Origin of the sequence: Wolbachia endosymbiont (group A) of Sturmia bella (genome assembly GCF_964030905.1) — a bacterium.
In the GTDB taxonomy this organism is placed as follows: domain Bacteria; phylum Pseudomonadota; class Alphaproteobacteria; order Rickettsiales; family Anaplasmataceae; genus Wolbachia; species Wolbachia pipientis.
Genome location: NZ_OZ034988.1, coordinates 484,395 through 504,087 on the forward strand (window position 1 = coordinate 484,395; position 19,693 = coordinate 504,087).

The 19,693-nt window shown below is 34.4% G+C and carries 18 protein-coding genes and 1 pseudogene; 8 read left to right on the forward strand and 11 right to left on the reverse strand.

The window, feature by feature from the left end; all coding sequences use genetic code 11:
* Window positions 1-12: 12 nt before the first annotated feature.
* Window positions 13-1,092, reverse strand: a complete 1,080-nt coding sequence (gene prfA / locus ACQH3L_RS02380; protein WP_425384940.1) for a peptide chain release factor 1 — start codon at window positions 1,090-1,092, stop codon at window positions 13-15.
* 98 nt (window positions 1,093-1,190) lie between these two features.
* On the opposite strand from prfA, the gene yihA reads away from it, so the two are divergent.
* The 4 genes from yihA to ACQH3L_RS02400 all read left to right on the forward strand — a co-directional run bounded on the left by yihA (window position 1,191) and on the right by ACQH3L_RS02400 (window position 4,293).
* Window positions 1,191-1,784 carry a ribosome biogenesis GTP-binding protein YihA/YsxC gene (gene yihA / locus ACQH3L_RS02385; protein WP_010962460.1) on the forward strand — a complete coding sequence of 198 codons (594 nt, stop codon included), beginning with the start codon at window positions 1,191-1,193 and terminating at the stop codon, window positions 1,782-1,784.
* Between the two features lie 4 nt (window positions 1,785-1,788).
* Window positions 1,789-2,700: an acetylglutamate kinase gene (gene argB / locus ACQH3L_RS02390; protein ID WP_010962459.1), complete on the forward strand. Its 912-nt coding sequence runs from the start codon at window positions 1,789-1,791 to the stop codon at window positions 2,698-2,700.
* A gap of 414 nt (window positions 2,701-3,114) precedes the next feature.
* A complete protein-coding gene (dut, locus tag ACQH3L_RS02395) occupies window positions 3,115-3,576 on the forward strand; it encodes a dUTP diphosphatase (RefSeq protein WP_006279458.1) in 462 nt (153 codons plus the stop codon).
* Between the two features lie 63 nt (window positions 3,577-3,639).
* Window positions 3,640-4,293 carry a hypothetical protein gene (locus ACQH3L_RS02400; protein ID WP_182282568.1) on the forward strand — a complete coding sequence of 218 codons (654 nt, stop codon included), beginning with the start codon at window positions 3,640-3,642 and terminating at the stop codon, window positions 4,291-4,293.
* Window positions 4,294-4,414: 121 nt separating this feature from the next.
* Here ACQH3L_RS02400 and ACQH3L_RS02405 read toward each other — a convergent pair whose 3' ends face one another.
* From ACQH3L_RS02405 to yidC, 5 genes and pseudogenes are all read right to left on the reverse strand, one after another.
* A complete protein-coding gene (locus ACQH3L_RS02405; protein ID WP_167471207.1) occupies window positions 4,415-4,582 on the reverse strand; it encodes a hypothetical protein in 168 nt (55 codons plus the stop codon).
* Between the two features lie 32 nt (window positions 4,583-4,614).
* Window positions 4,615-5,540, reverse strand: a pseudogene (locus tag ACQH3L_RS02410) (IS5 family transposase).
* 172 nt (window positions 5,541-5,712) lie between these two features.
* Window positions 5,713-6,195 (reverse strand): transcription antitermination factor NusB, encoded by a 483-nt coding sequence (gene nusB, locus ACQH3L_RS02415; RefSeq protein WP_007549265.1) that lies wholly within the window; start codon window positions 6,193-6,195, stop codon window positions 5,713-5,715.
* Window positions 6,195-6,623 carry a 6,7-dimethyl-8-ribityllumazine synthase gene (locus ACQH3L_RS02420; protein ID WP_425384941.1) on the reverse strand — a complete coding sequence of 143 codons (429 nt, stop codon included), beginning with the start codon at window positions 6,621-6,623 and terminating at the stop codon, window positions 6,195-6,197. The genes nusB and ACQH3L_RS02420 overlap by 1 nt, the downstream gene beginning before the upstream one ends.
* A complete protein-coding gene (gene yidC, locus ACQH3L_RS02425) occupies window positions 6,601-8,310 on the reverse strand; it encodes a membrane protein insertase YidC (protein ID WP_425384942.1) in 1,710 nt (569 codons plus the stop codon). The genes ACQH3L_RS02420 and yidC overlap by 23 nt, the downstream gene beginning before the upstream one ends.
* 134 nt (window positions 8,311-8,444) lie before the next feature.
* Here yidC and ACQH3L_RS02430 point away from each other — a divergent pair, with 134 nt between their 5' ends.
* Window positions 8,445-8,960: a TIGR02281 family clan AA aspartic protease gene (locus ACQH3L_RS02430; protein WP_006279648.1), complete on the forward strand. Its 516-nt coding sequence runs from the start codon at window positions 8,445-8,447 to the stop codon at window positions 8,958-8,960.
* A gap of 6 nt (window positions 8,961-8,966) precedes the next feature.
* Here the strand turns inward: ACQH3L_RS02430 and secF are convergent, their stop codons facing one another.
* The 5 genes from secF to ACQH3L_RS02455 all read right to left on the reverse strand — a co-directional run bounded on the left by secF (window position 8,967) and on the right by ACQH3L_RS02455 (window position 15,451).
* Entirely contained in the window at window positions 8,967-9,842 is an 876-nt protein-coding gene (secF, locus tag ACQH3L_RS02435; protein ID WP_425384943.1) for a protein translocase subunit SecF, read from the reverse strand.
* Window positions 9,843-10,042: 200 nt separating this feature from the next.
* Entirely contained in the window at window positions 10,043-11,035 is a 993-nt protein-coding gene (locus ACQH3L_RS02440; RefSeq protein WP_425384944.1) for a hypothetical protein, read from the reverse strand.
* Window positions 11,032-11,864, reverse strand: a protein-coding gene (locus tag ACQH3L_RS02445; RefSeq protein WP_264374449.1) for an IS5-like element ISWpi1 family transposase whose coding sequence is annotated in 2 segments (ribosomal slippage) — window positions 11,032-11,495 and window positions 11,495-11,864 — 834 coding nt in all. Because the reading frame shifts where the segments join, the coding sequence is not laid out codon by codon here. Before ACQH3L_RS02445 ends, ACQH3L_RS02440 begins: the two co-directional genes overlap by 4 nt.
* Before the next feature lie 27 nt (window positions 11,865-11,891).
* Entirely contained in the window at window positions 11,892-13,172 is a 1,281-nt protein-coding gene (locus tag ACQH3L_RS02450) for a hypothetical protein (RefSeq protein WP_425384945.1), read from the reverse strand.
* A gap of 173 nt (window positions 13,173-13,345) precedes the next feature.
* Window positions 13,346-15,451: a heme lyase CcmF/NrfE family subunit gene (locus ACQH3L_RS02455; RefSeq protein ID WP_425384946.1), complete on the reverse strand. Its 2,106-nt coding sequence runs from the start codon at window positions 15,449-15,451 to the stop codon at window positions 13,346-13,348.
* A gap of 168 nt (window positions 15,452-15,619) precedes the next feature.
* On the opposite strand from ACQH3L_RS02455, the gene ACQH3L_RS02460 reads away from it, so the two are divergent.
* From ACQH3L_RS02460 to ACQH3L_RS02470, 3 genes are all read left to right on the forward strand, one after another.
* Complete coding sequence (locus ACQH3L_RS02460; protein WP_425384947.1) at window positions 15,620-16,861, forward strand: hypothetical protein; 1,242 nt, start codon at window positions 15,620-15,622, stop codon at window positions 16,859-16,861.
* Window positions 16,862-16,983: 122 nt separating this feature from the next.
* The gene (locus ACQH3L_RS02465) at window positions 16,984-18,309 is read left to right on the forward strand and encodes a dihydroorotase (protein ID WP_022626228.1); all 1,326 of its coding nucleotides are present in this window, start codon (window positions 16,984-16,986) and stop codon (window positions 18,307-18,309) included.
* A 198-nt stretch (window positions 18,310-18,507) separates the two neighbouring features.
* Window positions 18,508-19,692 carry a dicarboxylate/amino acid:cation symporter gene (locus ACQH3L_RS02470; RefSeq protein WP_010082165.1) on the forward strand — a complete coding sequence of 395 codons (1,185 nt, stop codon included), beginning with the start codon at window positions 18,508-18,510 and terminating at the stop codon, window positions 19,690-19,692.
* Window position 19,693: the final 1 nt, after the last annotated feature.

The following is a 19,693-nucleotide window of genomic DNA, read 5'->3' on the forward strand; positions in this document are numbered from 1 at the left end:
CATTGTAGGCTGCTAACTTTCCCCTGCCAATCTTTCTGCTTCATTACGTGAGATTAATGCCTCAATAAATTCATCTAGTTCGCCTTCTTTTATAATCTGCTCTAGCCGATGTGAAGTTAGATTAATTCTGTGGTCTGTTATTCTTGATTGTGGGAAATTATATGTTCTTATGCGCTCGGAACGATCACCAGAGCCAATCTGACTTTTCCTCATTGTTGACCTTTCCATTTCTTTTTTTTGTCTTTCAATTTCGTATAGCCTTGCCCTCAATACTTTGAGCGCTTTAGCTTTATTTTTATGCTGCGATTTTTCATCTTGCTGTATCACAACTATCCCTGTTGGCAAGTGGGTGACCCTTACTGCGCTGTCAGTTGTATTCACTGATTGCCCTCCAGGACCACTGGATCTATAAACATCTATTCGTAAGTCTTTTTCTTCTATTTTAAAGTCAACTTCTTCTACTTCAGGTAATATCGCAACAGTAGCGGCAGAGGTATGCAACCTTCCTGAAGATTCAGTTTCTGGCACTCTCTGTACTCTGTGCACTCCTGATTCAAATTTCAACCTTGCAAAAACTTCTGTTCCATTAATGAGTGCAGAAGCTTCCTTATATCCACCTATACCTGTATTAGAAATGCTTATTGGCTCGAACTTCCAATTTCTTCTTTCTGCATATTTTTGATACATACGAAATAACATTGCTGCAAATAATGCTGCTTCTTCTCCGCCTGTACCTGCTCTAATTTCTAATATTGCATTTCTTGAGTCATCTTCATCTTTGGGCAATAATGCTACCTTTAATTTTGCTTTTATTTTTGGTAATAATACCTTGTGCTTTTCGAAAAATTCTTCTTTTGCTAACTCTTTTATATCACCTTCGCTGTTTTCATCTTTCATTATTTCTTCTAAGTCTGAAATTTCCTCTTTCAGCGTGTTATATTCATCAATTATCTTGATTATTGGCCTGAGCTCAGAGTATTCCTTTGAAAGGGTAATGAATTCTTTTTGACTTAAATTGGTAGGATTTTCCAAATTCCTCTCTATATCATTAAATTTTTTCTTTAAGTCTTGTAAATTATTTTCCATATCCATATAGCACAGATCTAGCTAAGTAATATATACTGAAATAAAAAATTTCTTATATCAAGCAATAACACTATAATATACCTACTACCTTCTAGTTGAATATAATGGCAAAACAGATAACATCAAACTGCAATTTCATATTTGGAGCTTCGGATATAAAATCATTACCAAATGAGTCGGCTCCAGAGATTGCGTTTGCTGGTAGATCAAATGTAGGAAAATCCAGTCTGATCAACTTACTGATAAACAGCAAAAAAGCTGCCAGAGTTTCCTCTAAACCTGGATGCACTAGACAAATAAATTTTTACTCTATGTACGATGATAAGTTCAGACTTGTTGATCTACCAGGGTATGGCTACTCTCATGCAGGCAAGGAGGAAATTATACAATATTTAAACTTAATTGAGTATTATCTAATTCAAAGAGAAAATCTAAGAAGAGTGTTTGTGTTGATAGATAGCAAGGTAGGATTAAAAGAAATAGACAAAGACTTCATTTATTGGTTAATATATAATAACATTAACTTTAACATCGTGCTAACAAAAATAGATAAAGTAAGTCAAAAAAGCTTAGGTGCTGTTATAGAAGATATTCAAAAATGGATTAATAATGAGAATGTGTCAATTCATCAAATGAGCATCCGTGTTAAGCATAAAATAACCAAGGTAAGAGATGAGTTTTTCAAGTTTACAAGATAAAAAAATGAAGAGTAGTGAATTTTTAAAGGGTGAGGTATCATTTGAACAAAAAGCAGAAATATTACTTGAAGTGCTATCTAACATACCTAGCTTTGTAGGCGAGACTTTTGTCATTAAATGCGGTGGTACAATAATCTTAGATGAAACACTATTTAATACTTTTGTGCATAATGTTGTCTTGTTGAAGCAGCTTGGTATAAATCCGGTAATAATTCATGACGGAGAATATGAAATTAACTCAGTGTTAAAAATGCTGGATATGAACAGTAAGTTTGTGAATGGTATCAGACTTACAGACAAAGACACTATGAAAATCATTGAAATGGCACTGTGTGGTTCAGTTAATAAAAAAATTGTTCAGTATATAAATTCTGCTGGTGGTTCAGCTATTGGATTATGTGGAAAAGATGGTAACTTAATTAAAGCCGAAAAAATAACCGCTACGCTTAGAGAAGATAGATCAAATAATATCGAAAAGATATTAGACATGGGGTTCATCGGTAGACCCACTGAAATCAATCCTGATATATTATTTTTTATTGAAGAATCAGATTTTATACCAGTTATTGCACCAATTGGTCATGGAAAAGATGGGGAAACATATCATATTGATGCCGATAGCACTGCAAGCGCAATCGCAATCGCAGTTTCTGCATCTAAAATGATAATCTTGAGTGACACAGATGAAGAAATAGATAAAATTGGTGGCAGGAAGATATCTGTTAAAAATTTAAATGCATCGATTGATTGTGGGAAAATTAAAGGGGAAAAATTTATTGAAAGGCTTATGGCATACGTTAAAATGGCGGAGGAATGTGCTGGAGTTGTTCACATAGTTGATGGTAGAATATCTAACATTATGCTTGATTTATTTACTGAGAGTAATTCAAGCATATCGATTGTGAGTGATTTATAGCTATACTGCTTGCAACTACACGAATACCAAGAGGGTGTCATTCAAGTAGCTGACACTGGAATGACAACAATCTACGTCATACTGCGATTCATTCGCGGTATCTCTAGATCCCGCTAACAAGTAGCGGGATGACGGTTGTCAGGGTGTCATCCCAGCGCCCTTATGATGTCATCCCAGTGCCCAGACACTGGGATCCAGAAGACTTAATTTCAACCAAGTGGCTGCATAATAAGGACTAGATTCCAGACTGGAATGACATCATAGAGGCACTGGGATGACAAAAAAAGGAGCACTGAACTTGTCAAGGAATTTTATGGCCTAGCGTCACGCGCTGGAATGACATCATTTACATTTATCACTTTTGCAGATACAATTTACATGCTATAATTGAGTCTTCATAGATGGTAAATTGGAGTGCAAAGAAGTAAAATTAAAGTAGAAATAAAAAGATTATCACACGGAGAAGACTTGTCTCTTCCATGTTATGCAACTACGCAGAGTGCTGGCATGGATCTTTATGCTGCATTGAATGATTCTGCTGTTTTAAATCCACTTGAAAGATTACTTGTTCCAACTGGAATTGTGATTGCAATACCAAACGGTTTTGAGGGGCAAATCCGCCCACGTTCTGGTCTTGCTGCAAAACATGGAATCACTGTCTTAAATTCTCCGGGCACTATAGACTCTGATTATCGAGGTGAAGTTAAAATTTGTCTAATTAATCTAAGTAATCAGCCATACGAAATAAAAAGAGGAGATAGAATCGCACAAATCCTTATTTCTCCTGTATCTCAGGTAATTTGGGATGACAGAGAAGAATTCTGCGCAGAAGAAACCGGTCGCAATGCAGGGGGCTTTGGCTCAAGCGGCAGGTAGCTTACGAAAAAGCTTGACTATGACAGTTTTTTTATTTAAGCATATTAATATTTGAGGTCGTTTATGCTAACTTTCAAAAATCACTGTGGTCAATTCCACAAAACAAATACTGCACTTGTTGCACTTACTTCTTTGTATGTCATAGGCGCAGCAGTAGCACTTTCAGCACCATATTGGGTGTCTTCAACTTGCACGCTTGCTCCACTTGCAGCTTTTGCAGCTACACCACTTGGAATCGGTATATTAGCAATTGTTGCTGTTGCACTGGTTAGTTCAGCAATGTACGCTATCAGCAAAAACAATGAAATATCTGAGTTGAGAGCTCCGAAGATTGTTGTTAATAACGATAGAAAAAACGGTAAAGAAACAGCATTGCTAGTAACAAAAGACACATTTAAGGAAATGGCAAGGAATAACCAAGTTAAAGATGAAGAAGGTAAGGTAGAAAAGGGTAAACATTATATAGCCTTCAGCTTAGAAGGCAAGAACTACCGTATTATTGTTGATATTAATCAGCTTACCAATACGCTAGGCAATACTTTACTCTTCGAGATAGGTTCACTAAAAGAGAAAAACGATGAAGGTAAGTTCGAGGCAGTAAATGAAACAAAGTGGAATAAAACATTAGGTTTAGACAAAGATGGTGCTAAAGGGGTTAACACTTATTTAGGCTCACTTATTGTTGAACAAGTTGCTTCTCAACAACAGACAGTATAGCCAAGTGAAATAAAAGAGGTAGATTAAGTCTGCCTCTTTGTTTTTTTTGATTTTTAGTGTTACGCGCATAACTGCATGGATGTTGCGATTCTCAAGGCAACGTATCTGTTTAGATGCATGGCTAATGCTGAAACAAAAATTCCAGTGTTCCCTTTCTTGTCATCCCAGTGCTTGACACATAACTGTACAAACATTCATTTTTGAAGGTAAATTGCACAACAGATAATGTCATTCCAGTGCTCCCTTTCTTGTCATCCAAGTAGCTGACACTGGGATGGCTTTGTTGCATCACACTTTATGAGATGGTGATTTATGGTAAATTCATGTAACTATCTCAAATTTAGCCATACCAATATCAGTGAATTTATTAAGCAAATAGCATTTAGTTCTTTTTCTCGATTTATCTCAGATTTATTCCTAAAACTAAATCCGAATATTTGCTTTAATCTTGAGAAAAACCCTTCAATATAAGATCTTTTCCCATAATTTACTTCTTTTTTCCATTCTTTCATGCCATCTTCACCGTATAATTTTATTAACCTAATAGCAGCATTCCTGTCAGACATATAATCTATTTCTGGATGTTCTGCCGCATTGTTTATTGGTGGAATTTTTGTCTTTATATCATATTCGTTACACAACTTATAAAACTTGTGCCTATCACATGCCCTATCTGCATATAGTACTTTTATGACATACTGAAAATCGACTTCTTTTAGCAAATCACAAGCTCCATAGTGATCAGCCGTTACTGTATTTTACAGCTATGGCTTTTTTGCTGTTTGTATTCAACATTACATGCAATTTTCTTGTCTGTTCATAGCTGCGATACTTTCTATCTTCGCTATTTTCTTTGCTATGACCAGGAGTGTTGTTGTATATACTAATTCCTGTACTGTCTATAGCAATTTCGATATCTTCCATATTATTTTCTGCAATCATTTATCTTAATATTAAGTTTCTTTTGATGATTGTGAATAGCTGATAACTTGCAAATTTTTCCCAATTTGCTCAAGGTATCCTGCTATAAACCCAACTGTTTGCCTCAGGCCTATTCTAAATAAACAAGTTATTATGTGCACCAAAATTACAACTTTATCGCTATAAATATTGTTGCCACCTGGTATTTTTGGACCATTCTCGTACCACTTTTCTATGGCTTCGTTGATATAATGAAAAATATTTCCTCTTTTTTCTAGAAATTTGTTATATTCGCTATGGTTACTGACCCTCATTTTTTGTGGCATATTTTTTCTTTCAAGGTTAAATGGCTATTTTATAATGAATTTTGTCAGTAGCCACCAGATTTTTTCAGTTGCTATGCAACAAAGCCATTCCAGTGTCAAGCACTGGGATCTGGTAGACAATGTTCATACAGCAGCTACTCGGATGACACCTTGTGCTTGCTGGCTATAATTGCTAAGGATTTTTATTTAATTTAACTGCATCTTTTGCCTTATCCAATAACCCATTAATAAAACCAATTTCGCTTGGTTTATCAAGTAAATCAGATGCAATGTTAGTATATTCATTAATGACAACTGGAACTGGCGTATCACAATTAGCTAACTCACATATTGCAACACGCAAAATAGATAAGCTTATAAGATTTAACCGTGAAAGGGACCAACTTGGGTGTAAATAAGACTCTATTATTTTATCATATTCTTCACTGCTTTTTATAACCTTATATAACAAGTTTTCTAAGAACTGATGTTCAAATTCTTCACATTCAAATATATCTTTCAACTTATTTATGTAGTCCTTAAGCTCACAATTTTCCAGTTTAAAAGTGCTTTTGTTGTAACCTACGAAAATATTTGAATAAGCAATTTGTACAGCAAGAAATCTTGCCGTGCTTCTTTTTATGCGCCACTTTTTATCTACTGGTTTTTCCTCCATTATTTTAATTTATTGTGTAAATCTATCATACGCAAAACAGTTGAGGCTGCATGGCCACCAACGTTCTTTTTGTTTTTATCAGCTCTAACTAGTGCTTTATCTTTGCTGTCAGCGGTAATTACACCCATACCAAGGGGTATTGCATAATGCATAACAACCTCATTTAAGCCTTCAATTACTCCTTTACAAACATATTGATAATGATCGGTTTCACCGCGAATTACGCACCCAAGAGCTAAATAACCATCATAATTAGTATGCCCACTCTTGACTGCAAAAAGAATTGTAGCTGGTATCTCAAATGTACCAGGAACCTCAACTACATCGTAACTGGCATTACTGCCTTTTAATTTATCAATTGTACCTTCAAGCAAAAGGTTCGCTATTTCAGTATAATAAATCGAATTAACTATTAGTATTCTCGACATTTACTACCACTTTTTTTGTTAAAAACAACTTTATTAATGACTGTTGAATTAGAGTTATAATATTACTAAATATCCAATATATTACCAGGCCGGCAGGAAAAGAAGAAAAAATAAAGACAGAAATGTAAGGTAAAAACTTCATAACATTTACTTGAATATCATCTTTACTGGTTTGATCTTTCTCACTTAGCTTCTGCTGAATTATCATGGTGGCACCGAAAATTATAGGTAAAATGCCTATAGAAATAGGAAAGTTATAATTAAACAACCCAAATAATGTAAAGATGTTCGTTGGGTCAGGAGCTGAAAGATCCTTAATCCATAAAAAAAAAGGAGCATGCCTAATCTCTATAGTAACAAATAATACTTTATATAGAGCAAAAAATACCGGTATTTGTATTAGCATGGGAAAAATGCTCGACATTGGATTTACGTTGTTTCTCTTAAACAATGCAATTGTCTCTTTATGCTGCTTTAAGCTGTCATTTTTATACAACTCTTTTATACGAGTTAATTCAGGCTGCAGGCTTTTTACCTTAAACATCGAAATATATGATCTATTAAATAAGGAAAGCATCAAAAGTTTGATTACTAAAGTCAGCAATAATATTGCTAAGCCAAAATTTTTTAAAACGAAGTTAAAATATTCAAGCAGTAAAAACACTGGTTTAGTTATAAAGTAAAGAACACCAAAATCTACAGCTTTATCAAACAGGGGTATATTGAGAGTGTCCTTATAAGAATCCAGTAAATTCAACTTTTTTGCTCCAGCAAAAAAATAATTCACATTAGAAACGCTTGCACCAGGAAGTATGCTCTTGTAAGGTTTGACAAAATCTACTTGGAATTTATCAGTATTATTAACGTTTGTGTGTTTAATGCTTACATTTATTTTATCAGATTTTTCAGGTATGATGGCTGTGAGCCAGTATTTATCAGCAAAACCAAACCAATTTTTTTCACTCGTGCTTGCTTTTATTAAATGTTTTTTGGAAATATCCTTATATGTCCACTCCTCTAGTTTATTATCAAATGCACCCAGTACTCCTTCATGGGATATCCAATAAGATTCGTTGATATTGTCACGTTTACGGTTAATTTTACCATAAGGAACCAAAACTACATTATCCTTTGTATTATTTTCAACAACTTGCTCAACTTTAAACATGTAATTATCGTCGAGGTTAATTTTCATTCTAAATAAAATGCCATTCTCATTGTCCCAAGATAAATTGACCTCTTTTTGATTAAGTTTATCTGCTCGCCAGACTGCTTTAGAATCTGGAACTTTAATCTTGTTACTCGGATCGAGCCACCCAAATTCTGCAAAATATACATCTTTTGATTCTGCAGGTGACAGTAACACCACTTGTGGAGAAGAAGAACTCGGTTCTAAGTGGTAATTAGTTAAAATTAAGTCATCAAACCTTGCACCTTTCAGAGAAATTGATCCTTTAATCATGTTATTGGTTAAACTAACCCTCTGTTCTCGAGTAGAATTAATAATTTCAGAACGATTTTGGTATATTATAGGAGCAAGGTCGTTAAAAGATTCGATATGTTCAATATTTTCAATCAATGGCTGGTTTTGGTTTGTACTAAAAAAATTATCATAAATAATACGCCAAGACACCATGATTAACATGGAAAGGATAGCTGCCAAAATTAAACTTTTTGCTTCTGACATGAAATTAAATCAAACATATCTTCTTAAAGTGTATACTAAATATTGTACTAAAACAATGAAATTTACTTATTTTTAATAATAACTTTTAACGCTGATCTTTAAAATTTATTTTAATAGCTTCAAATTTTAACAATATGAACGCGGTGAAAAATCTAGTTATTTGGTTGCTAATAATAGCCACTACTGCAATGCTTATTGATTCACAAAGGGACAAACTAAGCGACAGATTTCTCAGTACTTTTTTACCATATAAAGGAAGAATTCAAAATAGCGGTCAGAATAGTGGAAGTATTGAATTTACGAAGTCATATGATGGACACTTTTATATTCAGGCTCAAGTCAATGATCGCAATATAACGTTTTTGCTTGATACTGGAGCAACCGATATTGTTCTATCACAAAAAGACGCATTACATGTTGGTATTAACTTACAAAATGTTCAGGATTTTAAAATATATGAAACTGCGAAAGGTCAAATAAAAGCTGGAGTGGTTCAAATACCTCAAGTTAAAATAGGAAATTTTTTGATTAATGATGTACAGGCAAGCGTTAACACTCATTCTATGTCTCATTCACTACTTGGAATGAGCTTTTTAAGGTATTTTCATTTCACTATAAGAGATAATAAGTTGATATTATACCGCGACTAAACACTTCTACAATCTACTTATCAAAGCTCTGTAGGTCAATATAGGAGCAGAAATAAATATTGCAGAACAAGTGCCAATCAAAATACCAAAAAAAATGATCAAGCTGAAGTCTCTCACTGCATCTGTGCAGATTAATACCAAAGGAAGAGCAGCAAGAAGGGTTGTACCAGAAGTTAATATAGTGCGAAATAATGTAGCGTTGATACTTGCATCTACTACCTCACTCATCCGCCCACTTTTACCACTCCTGCGATACTCTCGAATCCGATCATATATAATTACTGAGTTATTGATTGAATAACCAATGACAGTAAGGAGAGCTGCAACTGATGAAATATTAAACTCAATGCCAGTTAGGCTAATAAAACCAACAGTTAAAATCACGTCATGAATCAGTGCTGTTATTCCACTGAATCCACATTGCCAATGAAATCTAAACCAAACGTAAAAAAATATTCCAACAATCGCGATCAACATGGATAACATTCCTTCAAATATTTGTGTTGAGCTTATTTGTGGGCCAACATAGTCTATTTTACGATAGCTTATTGAGCTCCCCAGCTTTTCTTCTAGTATGCTTTTTATCTTTTTGATTTTATCTTCATCTCCTTCATCTTTAAAACGCATGACTAAATTATCACCCGCTTTTGAACTCTGCACTGTAAAACCATTTTCTTTTAATGCATCGAGAATAGAGTGATTCTCATCTGAAGATTTTATCTCTATCAAAATTCCGCCTGCAAAGTCTATGCCTAAGTTCACTCCACGCAGCACAACAGTGAATATTGAAAAGATGATAAGAATAATGCTAATTAATGCAGTCAAATCCCTATATTTACTAAACTTGATATCGAGGTTGTCTGGAATGAGTCTAAGTGCCATGCTATTTACTTAAACTTGAATTTTATATACTTTTCAAAAAATTCACTAGTTTATTCTGTGATTGTTTGATTATGTCAATTTTTCCATCAGTTAATTCTTGTCTGTCAATTAAGTTCTATCTAGCTTGCATACTACCATTTTGAAGTACATTACAAAAGCGAAATACTGCCAATTTGGCCCATCATTTTATCTCTGCAAGCTTATCCCCCCCTTGCTATGTTAGCAACGCAACCTAAGCTAGGTTCCTTCATAGCAGTGTTAGGTACACTGCCATATCTTTCAAAACTTTCATGCTCTATAGCTTCCTCAACACTTTTTCCTCCTAAAAGACAGTTTTCCCCTAAACTTTTTCCCCTATTTTTTAACTCATTAAGCCTTGCTCTGTTTTCCCCATCAATCTCCACTTTTATTTTATTGCTGCCTTTCTCACTAGGACTTAGATAAATACTTATCTCTCCTACCTCAGTAGTAAAAGACATTTCAATACCACCTTTTGAGACATCCATGTAATTTCTTTTTCCCCCTATTTCTTCTACATTTTCAACTCTTACTATACTTTCTCCAATTTTGAGTATGCCAACTCTTAAATTTAAGTCTTTGGCTTTTTCATTGTTTAGGATTTCTGCAACTTCAACAATACTATCTTGCGAGTACTCTATACAAAAATATCTATTATCCTTGTCTACTCCTAATACATTTTGAGTCTGCTTGCTTTTGTTTACAATACTTTCATATGCTAAACCTTTTAGCTTGCTTTCAATTTCCTTACATTTCTCAGAAAGACCATCATCAAATCCATTACAAGTAACTATCTGCTCAAACTCATTCCCATCGAAAAAATTATGGCGTTTTACTTTCCCACCTTCTAACAATAAATTACTAACAATGCTTTTGATAATGTCCTCTTCGGACACTTCATTTTTTTTGTTACAGTTTTGATCTTCACTTTCTTTATTACAGTTTTGATCTTCACTTTCTTTGTTACAGTTTTGACCTTTACTTTCTTTGTTACAGTTTTTATCTTTACTTTGATAGGGAAAGTTATCAAATACAAAAGTGTTACTTCTGTTACTTATATGACTACCACTAGTAAGATCTTTTATTTCTTCAAATACTGTATTTGTTACAGTTTTGTTACAACAACTACATTTTAAATTTAACATTAGAGGTTGTCCGGAAACTAGTAAATTCAAGCATATTCCCTCTTTAACATAACCCTACTCATAGCTAGGTATATGAAATTCTCAGTGGATGTTGTGAGTAAATCATACTCCTTCGATAGCCTTCTATTCCTATTAACCCAAGCAAAAGTCCTTTCTACAACCCATCTTCTTGGCTGTACTTTAAACCCTTGTTCTCTTGTTGGTAGTAGCTCAGGTGGCGTATCTTTGTGCACCCAAAATCTACATGGAGGCCTTTTAACAATTTCAATATCTATGTCATATTCTTCCTTTATGTGATTCTTTAAATTTCTTCCTTGGTATCCCATGTCAGCCCACATTTTTTTAACTTTAGTATATTTTGTTCTCATATTGTTTAATGCTATTTTAATACCATCTCTATCATTTTCGTTAGCAGCGCCTACGTAACAACCTAGTATAAAACCCTGAGTGTCTGTAATTATATGCCTTTTTCTACCCTTTACTTTTTTACTTCCATCATAGCCTTTGATCCCCCCTTTTCTGTAGTCTTTACAGATTGACTATCTACTATACAGGCACTCGGCTGCTCATTCCTTCCTATTTTTCTTCTACTATATTTTGTAATTTCATAATTCATTTTCTCAAAAATTCCCTGCTTCTTCCATTGCCTGAACTGCTCATACACAGTCTTCCATAGCGGAAAATCATTTGGTAAATACCGCCATTGACACCCTGTACGCAATACATAGAAAATTGCTTCTAATATTTCTTTTTTGCTATACTTTGGCAGCCTTCCTCCTTTCTTGTATGATACTCTGAAGTGTTTTTCTATTCTTGCCCATTCCCTTTCGCTTAGATCTGTTGGATACTTTTTTCTCATCTTTACCCCGTACTAAAATTTCAGATATTATAGCCTTTTACTTGTTTCCGGACAACCTCTTACTTCTTTTTCTAAGTATTTAGCTACTATGCACTTAATACTTTCTGGAGTATTTTTTATATCTTTTTGTTCATTTTGTTCTGTTATACCTCTCACCTCCCCACAGCATTTATCAATCAGATCCTGTTTACTTTGAGTTAACGACATTTTTAGTTTCATAAAAAGTGAGTCTTTTAGAAAAGGATTATCATCTTCTAGGTCCCGATCATTTTCTGAATCCAAATCATCTGTTAACTCCATTGAATCAAGATTACCTGAACTATAGTACGAACCCTTTTTTGAGTCCGAACTATCTTCTGAGTTCCCATCACTATCTGACCAATTGTCAACTTTCGGAAATTCTGAGCTTTTCTGTTCACCTTCAAAAGTCTGATTACTACCACCAGCGCCCTTTGTCAAATTTTCTTTATTTTCACAAGAACCACCTAAAGAATAGCCTTGACCCTCTTCTTGATCTGAAGCACTTAATTTACTATAAGTTGCTTGACTATAACCATTGAAGTTATAACCTAAACCATTACTACCATGCTGTAAAGGATCGCTTTCAAAAGTTTGTGGATTATCACTTTCACCTAACAAACCACCATTTGTTGGATTACATACATTTTCTGTATATTTTTGATTATTTTGTGCTTCTATTTTCCTCTTCTTGTACAACGGTTCAAACTGATCAATTTCAATCGATCGTACTCGTTTCCTTGAAGGAAAGTCCTCTGGAATCTGATCCTCATCGTCAGAATTGTGACCTGAATCACAAATTACATGATCATTGCAGGTAGAATTATGCTCTTGACTAATCAAGGAAAGCTGAATTAGATTGCTAAAAACAATATTATCTAGCTGTACTGAATCAGTACTTTCAAAAATTTGTGGATTATTACTCACGTCTGGCAAATCACCTGATAAACCAGTCTGATGATTATTTTCACCTACCCAACCATCAGTTGGTGTTGGAATGCATATTCCTGTATATCTTTGGCTATCAAGAGAATCATTAGTTAATTGTACTGCTGTATAAGTTGTCCGGTCATCCTCATCATCGGAACTAATACCTGAATCATGGCCATCACCTTCTTCAATCTTTTGAGTTTCTATATCGTGTTCATTTATTTCGCTCGACGAATCATAGTTGGAAGGGTTATACTGTTGATTAGGACGTTTAAAAATTTGACGCCAATCGCTGTAAGGCTCCTTAAAATCGAAAGGAGTGCGTATAACTTTTTCCTTGCCTGATACCCCACCATTCATATTGTATAACCATTACTCACTAATCCCTTAGTGAATATCGTAATATATAGGTCTGTCAATAAAAAAATATAACTTTCTTTGGTTCTAACCTTTGCAAATCAGTATCTATAGCTCGGTAATTTCTCATACGTTGCACTCTGGACCTAGGAGCGTTGTTAATAAATCCACGACAGCTAGACAATCCTTGCTCGTCCACTAAAAGGAAAAGCAGCAAGGAGCGAACCAAAAGCGATAAGAAAGGATCCAAGCCAGATTATAGACATTCCAGGTTTATAGTGCACTTTGGCTGCGATTTTGCTCTTACTCTTATCAATCTCTCCAATTACAACATAAATATCAGAAAGCAAATTGTGGTAGATACTGCTTTCAACATTTTTCTGACCTTCCGCAAGGTAAAATCTATATTCAGGAGTTACTTCACCTAATATCTTATTATTCAGCAAATTCCTGATATCCATTGTACCCCTCACTGCATGGAAATTTTTTTCTTTTATTAGCTCAATATTGCGTAAAGTAACTTTAAATTTATTGACTGTTATGCTATCCCCTATTTTTAAGTAATTTTCTTTTTTCTCCTGCCAACCAACTGAATAAGCTATACCAAGCACTAGAATTGCCACTCCAGCATGAGCAAGCATCATTGCATAGTAGGACTTAGAAACTCTTCTTGCTAATAAAATTGATTCACCAAATGCTACCTTAAATAAACGAATTCTTTTACTGTATGCTTCTAAAACAAAGATTAATAATGCTATGGAGATAGTAATTGATAGCACAATTATTAGCTCCATGTGAAAGATAAACGGCAAAATAGCTGCAGCACTGCAGAATGAAAATCTATATTCACGGAATATTGGCAATAGACTATTTCCCTGCCAACTGCAGTATTGCCCGATCATGGTGAGCACTAGAATAGCTAGTGCAATAGAGTTAAATAAAGAATTGTAATATGGTGCTCCAACTGAAATTAATTCACCGGTTAAATACTCAAGCACTGTAGGGTATAAAGTGCCAACGAACACGATGAAAAAGGCAGTGATGAATAATAAATTGTTCATCAGTATCATCGTAAAGCGTGAAAAGAATCTTCTACCCTCTGTCACTTGAGTAGCAAGTTTCTTTCTGGATTCCAGTGTCAAGCATTGGAATGACATCGCAGGCGTGTGATTTTTTCTCGTAAATACTACAAATATTACTAAGCTACTGACTGTAATTACACCAAGTAGAGCTAATATATATAGTCCATATCTTGGGTCATCTGCAAACGTGTGCACTGAGGTAAGTATTCCTGAGCGGACTAGAAATGTTCCAGTCACACTCAATATAAAAGTTGTAAGCGTAAGTAAAATAGCAAAGTTCCTTAAAACATTGAAATTCCGTACCACGAGCAACAAATGTGTCAGCGCTACTGCAATTAGCCACGGCATCAAAGAAACGTTTTCCACTGGATCCCAAAACCAAAATCCACCCCACCCAAGTTCGCGATATGCCCACCAGCTACCCAAGCTGATGCCCAAAGTGAGCAGCGACCAAGAAATAAGTACCCAAGGCCTGACAATTTTAGCCCAAACATTTCCTTCAGTATTTAAAATTAATCCAGCTATAGAGAGCGAAAAAGGAACGCTAAATCCAAGGTACCCCAAATATAATATCGGTGGATGAATAGCAAGGCCTATATCCTGCAATATCGGATTAAAACCCAATCCATCTGTTTCAATGCCTGGCATTTTAGTGAAGGGGCTGGATTCAATTAAAGTGAACAGCAAAAAACAAAAGCAAATCAGCCCATGAGTGATAAGAGATATTTTTTTTAATTTACTACCATTAGTTCGTTCTGGTGTCATTCCAGTGCTTGACACTGGAATCCAGTTTTTATTACACTGCCATTTGATGTACTCATTTGCAATTAAATTGTCTGGATACCAGTGTCTGGGCACTGGGATGACAGAGGGGGAAACTGGGATGATAGAAGGTATATAAATATCCATTAGTAATAAATACATGACAAGCACTAAGGTCCAAAGCAACATGGACCCTTCTTTGTTTCCCCAAACACCACAAATCTTGTAGATCAAAGGTTTTGTTGTGTGTGAGTGGTAGTATACGTTTTCAAGTGAAAAATCATTTGTAATGTGGCAGTAGATCAAAATAGCCATTGACGCTGATACACAAAAAAATATGGCAGTGGTAATAAACCGACAAGAACTAAGCGGTAAAAACAAATATGTCAAAGACAATAAGCAGGCTAGCAATAGCAATATATTCCCAAGTTCAGGCATAAAAAATTATAGTTTTTATATAAACAATATTACTGATGACAAGTTAGAAGTTAAAGTGTTAATTGATGCTAGCATAATGCTCCCGTAGTTAGCTGTGCTAGTATTAATTAAAAATTAAATATTAAATCTTTATACTTTTATAGATAGCGTTAATATTGAGGTAATATTGTGGGTACAACTAAGATTAGTAAATTTCCATTCAATATAAAAGGTAAAGTGGCAAAACAACATGCCGAACCAATAATCGAAAAAAATCTCTATACTATTTTAGGATTCAAAGATATAGAAGATTTTGAAAATAAGACAAGTAAACTTGTTAATAAAAAAGTTTGGCAATCATTTGTTGACTGCTTTGCAAAAGAAATAGATTATGCAGCAACCGAAGAAGTTGTAAAAAACATCGTTTGTAACATTGCAAAGAGTGATCAAGGTAATGCTTTTACCAAAACTGAACATCTCATATTAAATGAAAAGCAAGATAATAAAAAGAGAGAAAAAGCGATTAGAAAAGCTATTAGTATTTTGAGAAAAATCAATCCAGAAAAAGCCTTTAATGAACTTTCAGTAATAAAAAAACAAGCTGAAGATTTTTTACAAACCGATTTTTGTAAAGCACAGAGTAAATCACTTCAAGGATTTGCTCCCTCTGGTGGACAGCTCTTTGCGGAAACTCTGAAATATATAGAAACACTAGAAAGATTATCCGAAGTAAAAAAAGAAGGGCTAGTTAGAGATTTCTTGTTAAATCATGTTAGTTTATTGAATAAAAAGTATCCTAAATCACAAGGTAAAAGGGAAGATGCTATAACAATACTATCAAGTGATGAGTTGAAGAATTTTTACAATAAAGGTGTAAAAGAAGGAATGTTACAACCAATGGCATCTTACAAAGGATGCAGAAACCTGTATGACAAAATGAACCAGATAAAAAATGAATCCAAAAGTATAATTAAAAGAGAAGAACGGGAAGAAAATTTAAAGAAAATAGATAAGTCGATAATCAGCGCAATTAATGACATAAAAAAACATAGAGAAGCAATCCTTAACTGTAAAGACTTTCAAAGTTCTTACATAAAAGAGAAAAAAGAACATCCATTTAGAGGCAACGCATGTCAAAAAATGATTGATATATATCAAGAGAGAATTGCTGGATATCAGGAGAAAATTCGTCAAAACTTAAACCAAATAAAAGCGATATTAAAAAGTGCGCCGCAAGAAATGGATGATGTGGAAGAATTCGAGGAAATAATTGATGATATACATGAAGCAAAGCAGTGTGATGAAATTTTTGATTCAGCTTTAATTTGTTTATCGAACATACAGAATGAGCTAGATATTCAGCTGGAAAATCCTTCAACAGAACTCAGAGCTTCACACATTAACGTTAAAACTGAGCTAACTAGGTTATAAGAACCAAATCTTTAGGGTAATGAAAGCACTTTAATTCAAGACAGCTCTTAGTCTGTGTTTTAATTTGGTTGTGTTTTATTAAAAAAACTTTAGATTTATTTTATAATCGATACTCAAATATAATGACTCAAACTTGGGATTTGTTGCAAACAGGGCAAAAGGAAGGCTATAAAATTGCGTATACTAATGCTCGTATTATCGACCCGGAAACTAAACTTGATATAAAAGGTTCATTATTGACTGAAGGGGATAAAATTGTTGACTTTGGTGAATCATTATTTTCAACAAGTGGAGTTGATGAAACAATAGACTGTAAAGGGCTTGTTCTAATGCCAGGCCTTATTGACATTCACGTACATTTTCGTGAACCAGGCCAGGAACATAAAGAAACTATATATACAGGCAGCAAATCTGCAGCTGCGGGGGGAGTTACAACTGTAGTTTGTCAGCCAAACACTGTTCCAGCAATTGATAGCGTTATTTTGGCTAAATATTTGAAATATAGAGCACTTGAAACTTCACATGTAAACGTTGAATTTTACGCTAAAATCACCACTTCGGAAGAACACCTGACTGAAATGGCACTTTTAAAGGAAGCAGGTGCGGTTGGGTTCACCGATGATGGCATGCCAGTTATGAACCCAATGATTATGAGACAGGCGCTGCTTTATTCAAGTATGCTGAATGTTCCTATTGCTCAACATGCAGAAGATTTAAATTTATCTGCTGGTGGCGCAATCAACGAAGGTAAAATTTCTGAAGAATTGGGAGTAAAGGGGATCTTGAGTGCGTCAGAATCGGTTATGGTAAATCGTGATATACTGCTAATGAAGGATATGGAAAATGTGCACTACCATATTCTACATGTCTCTTCAAAAGATTCACTTGATGCTATTAAACGTGCAAAAGATTTGGGATTAAATGTTACGTGCGAAGTAACCCCTCATCACTTCACTTTGACTGAAGATATAGTAAAACAACATGGAGCAATTGCAAAAATGAATCCGCCGCTTCGCACTGAAGAAGATCGTTTAGCTATGGTTGAAGGTTTAAAGACAGGTGTGATTGATTGCATTGCAACTGATCACGCTCCGCATGATCGTAGTTCTAAAGATCTACCACTTGAAAATGCTGCATTTGGTATTGTTGGTCTTGAAACAATGCTGCCCCTTTCACTTGAACTCTATCACAGTGGGCAAATGGGTCTACTTGATGTGCTTGCAAAATTGACATATAAGCCTGCAGATATAATACACATACCACGTGGTCGTATACAAAAAAACCTTGCTGCAGACTTAATTTTAGTTGACCTCAATCATGAATGGGAAATTAAAACTGACAACTTTGCTAGTAAATCAAAGAATTCTCCTTTCGATGGTCGCAAAGTAAAAGGACACGTAGTACGTACTGTTGTGTCCGGCAAAACTATATACTCGCAGAAGAGTTAGTTATCATATCTTATCTATTCCAATTTGTTATCACCAGAATGGGCTAAGTGCACCTAAATTTAAATTAAGAAATCTTACACTGTCTCCGAATAAACACATCCTCTTATCTTTCCCTAATCTGTAAAGTTATTTTGTCTATCAATCTGATTCCAAAACAGCAAAATTATTGTATAATGTTACTTTGAAGTTTTATTTTCAATGCACAAGTTTGCAATACTTTTTTCTATACTGCTTGCAATAGTTGCTTACTACCTAAACAATGAAATCATATTTGAAATAGCAAAGCTATTTAGTGATATCTTTATCAGCTTGCTCAAATTAATAAGCTTACCTCTGGTTTTTTTATCCATAGTTTCCACAATTTCCGGGCTCAAAGACTCAATTGAAATCAAAGTCTTAGTTAAGAAAACACTATTTTATACTCTGCTTACAACTATTATAGCTGCGTTTGTTGCATTATCGTTTTATTTGTTAATAGATCCAGCAAGAAAAAATTTCATAAGTAATACAATAGGGAGTATTAACAGCAATAACCACAGTTATTTTTCATATTTAAAATCACTCATTCCTTCTAATTTTGTGCAAGTTTTTCTTGAAAATAATATGATTGGTAGCATATTAATCGCTTTTTTGATGGGTGGAGCTATTGTTTCACTTTCAAAAGAAAAGCAGGATATATTATATCAAGTATTCTCTGCACTTTTTGATACGCTACTTAAAATTGCTCAAGGGTTATTAAAATTTATTCCGCTTGCTGTTTGGTCTTTTATTACATGTTTTTTGCATGAATTAAAAGGCGGTAGTGAGTTCTACAATCTTTTATGGTATTTTGTTTGCATAATGTCTGCAAATTTTGTGCAGGCATTTCTGATTTTACCGCTATTTATGTGGTATAAAGGCATATCACCAATTCAAACGCTGAAAGGGGTTATGCCAGCACTCACACTTGCGTTTTTTTCTAAATCATCCAGTGCAACATTGCCAACAACTATAGAATGTGTGCAGAACAAGCTAAAGGTGCCAAAGAAATTATCGTCTTTTATTTTACCAATATGCACAACAATTAACATGAATGCATGTGCTGCATTTATACTAATCACTGTAATGTTTGTTGCAGAAATGAACGGATACGTATTTTCCTTAAGCGAAATGTTGATATGGATTTTTTTAGCTACAGGGGCTGCAATTGGTAACGCTGGAGTGCCGATGGGGTGCTATTTTATGGCAACCAGTTATCTCATGTCGATGAATGTTCCTCTGCATATTATGGGACTGATTTTGCCTATTTATACAATCATCGATATGTTTGAAACTGCAATAAATGTGTGGTCTGATGTTTGTATCACTCAGATAATTAATAAAGAATGTAATAGTGAAACTTAAA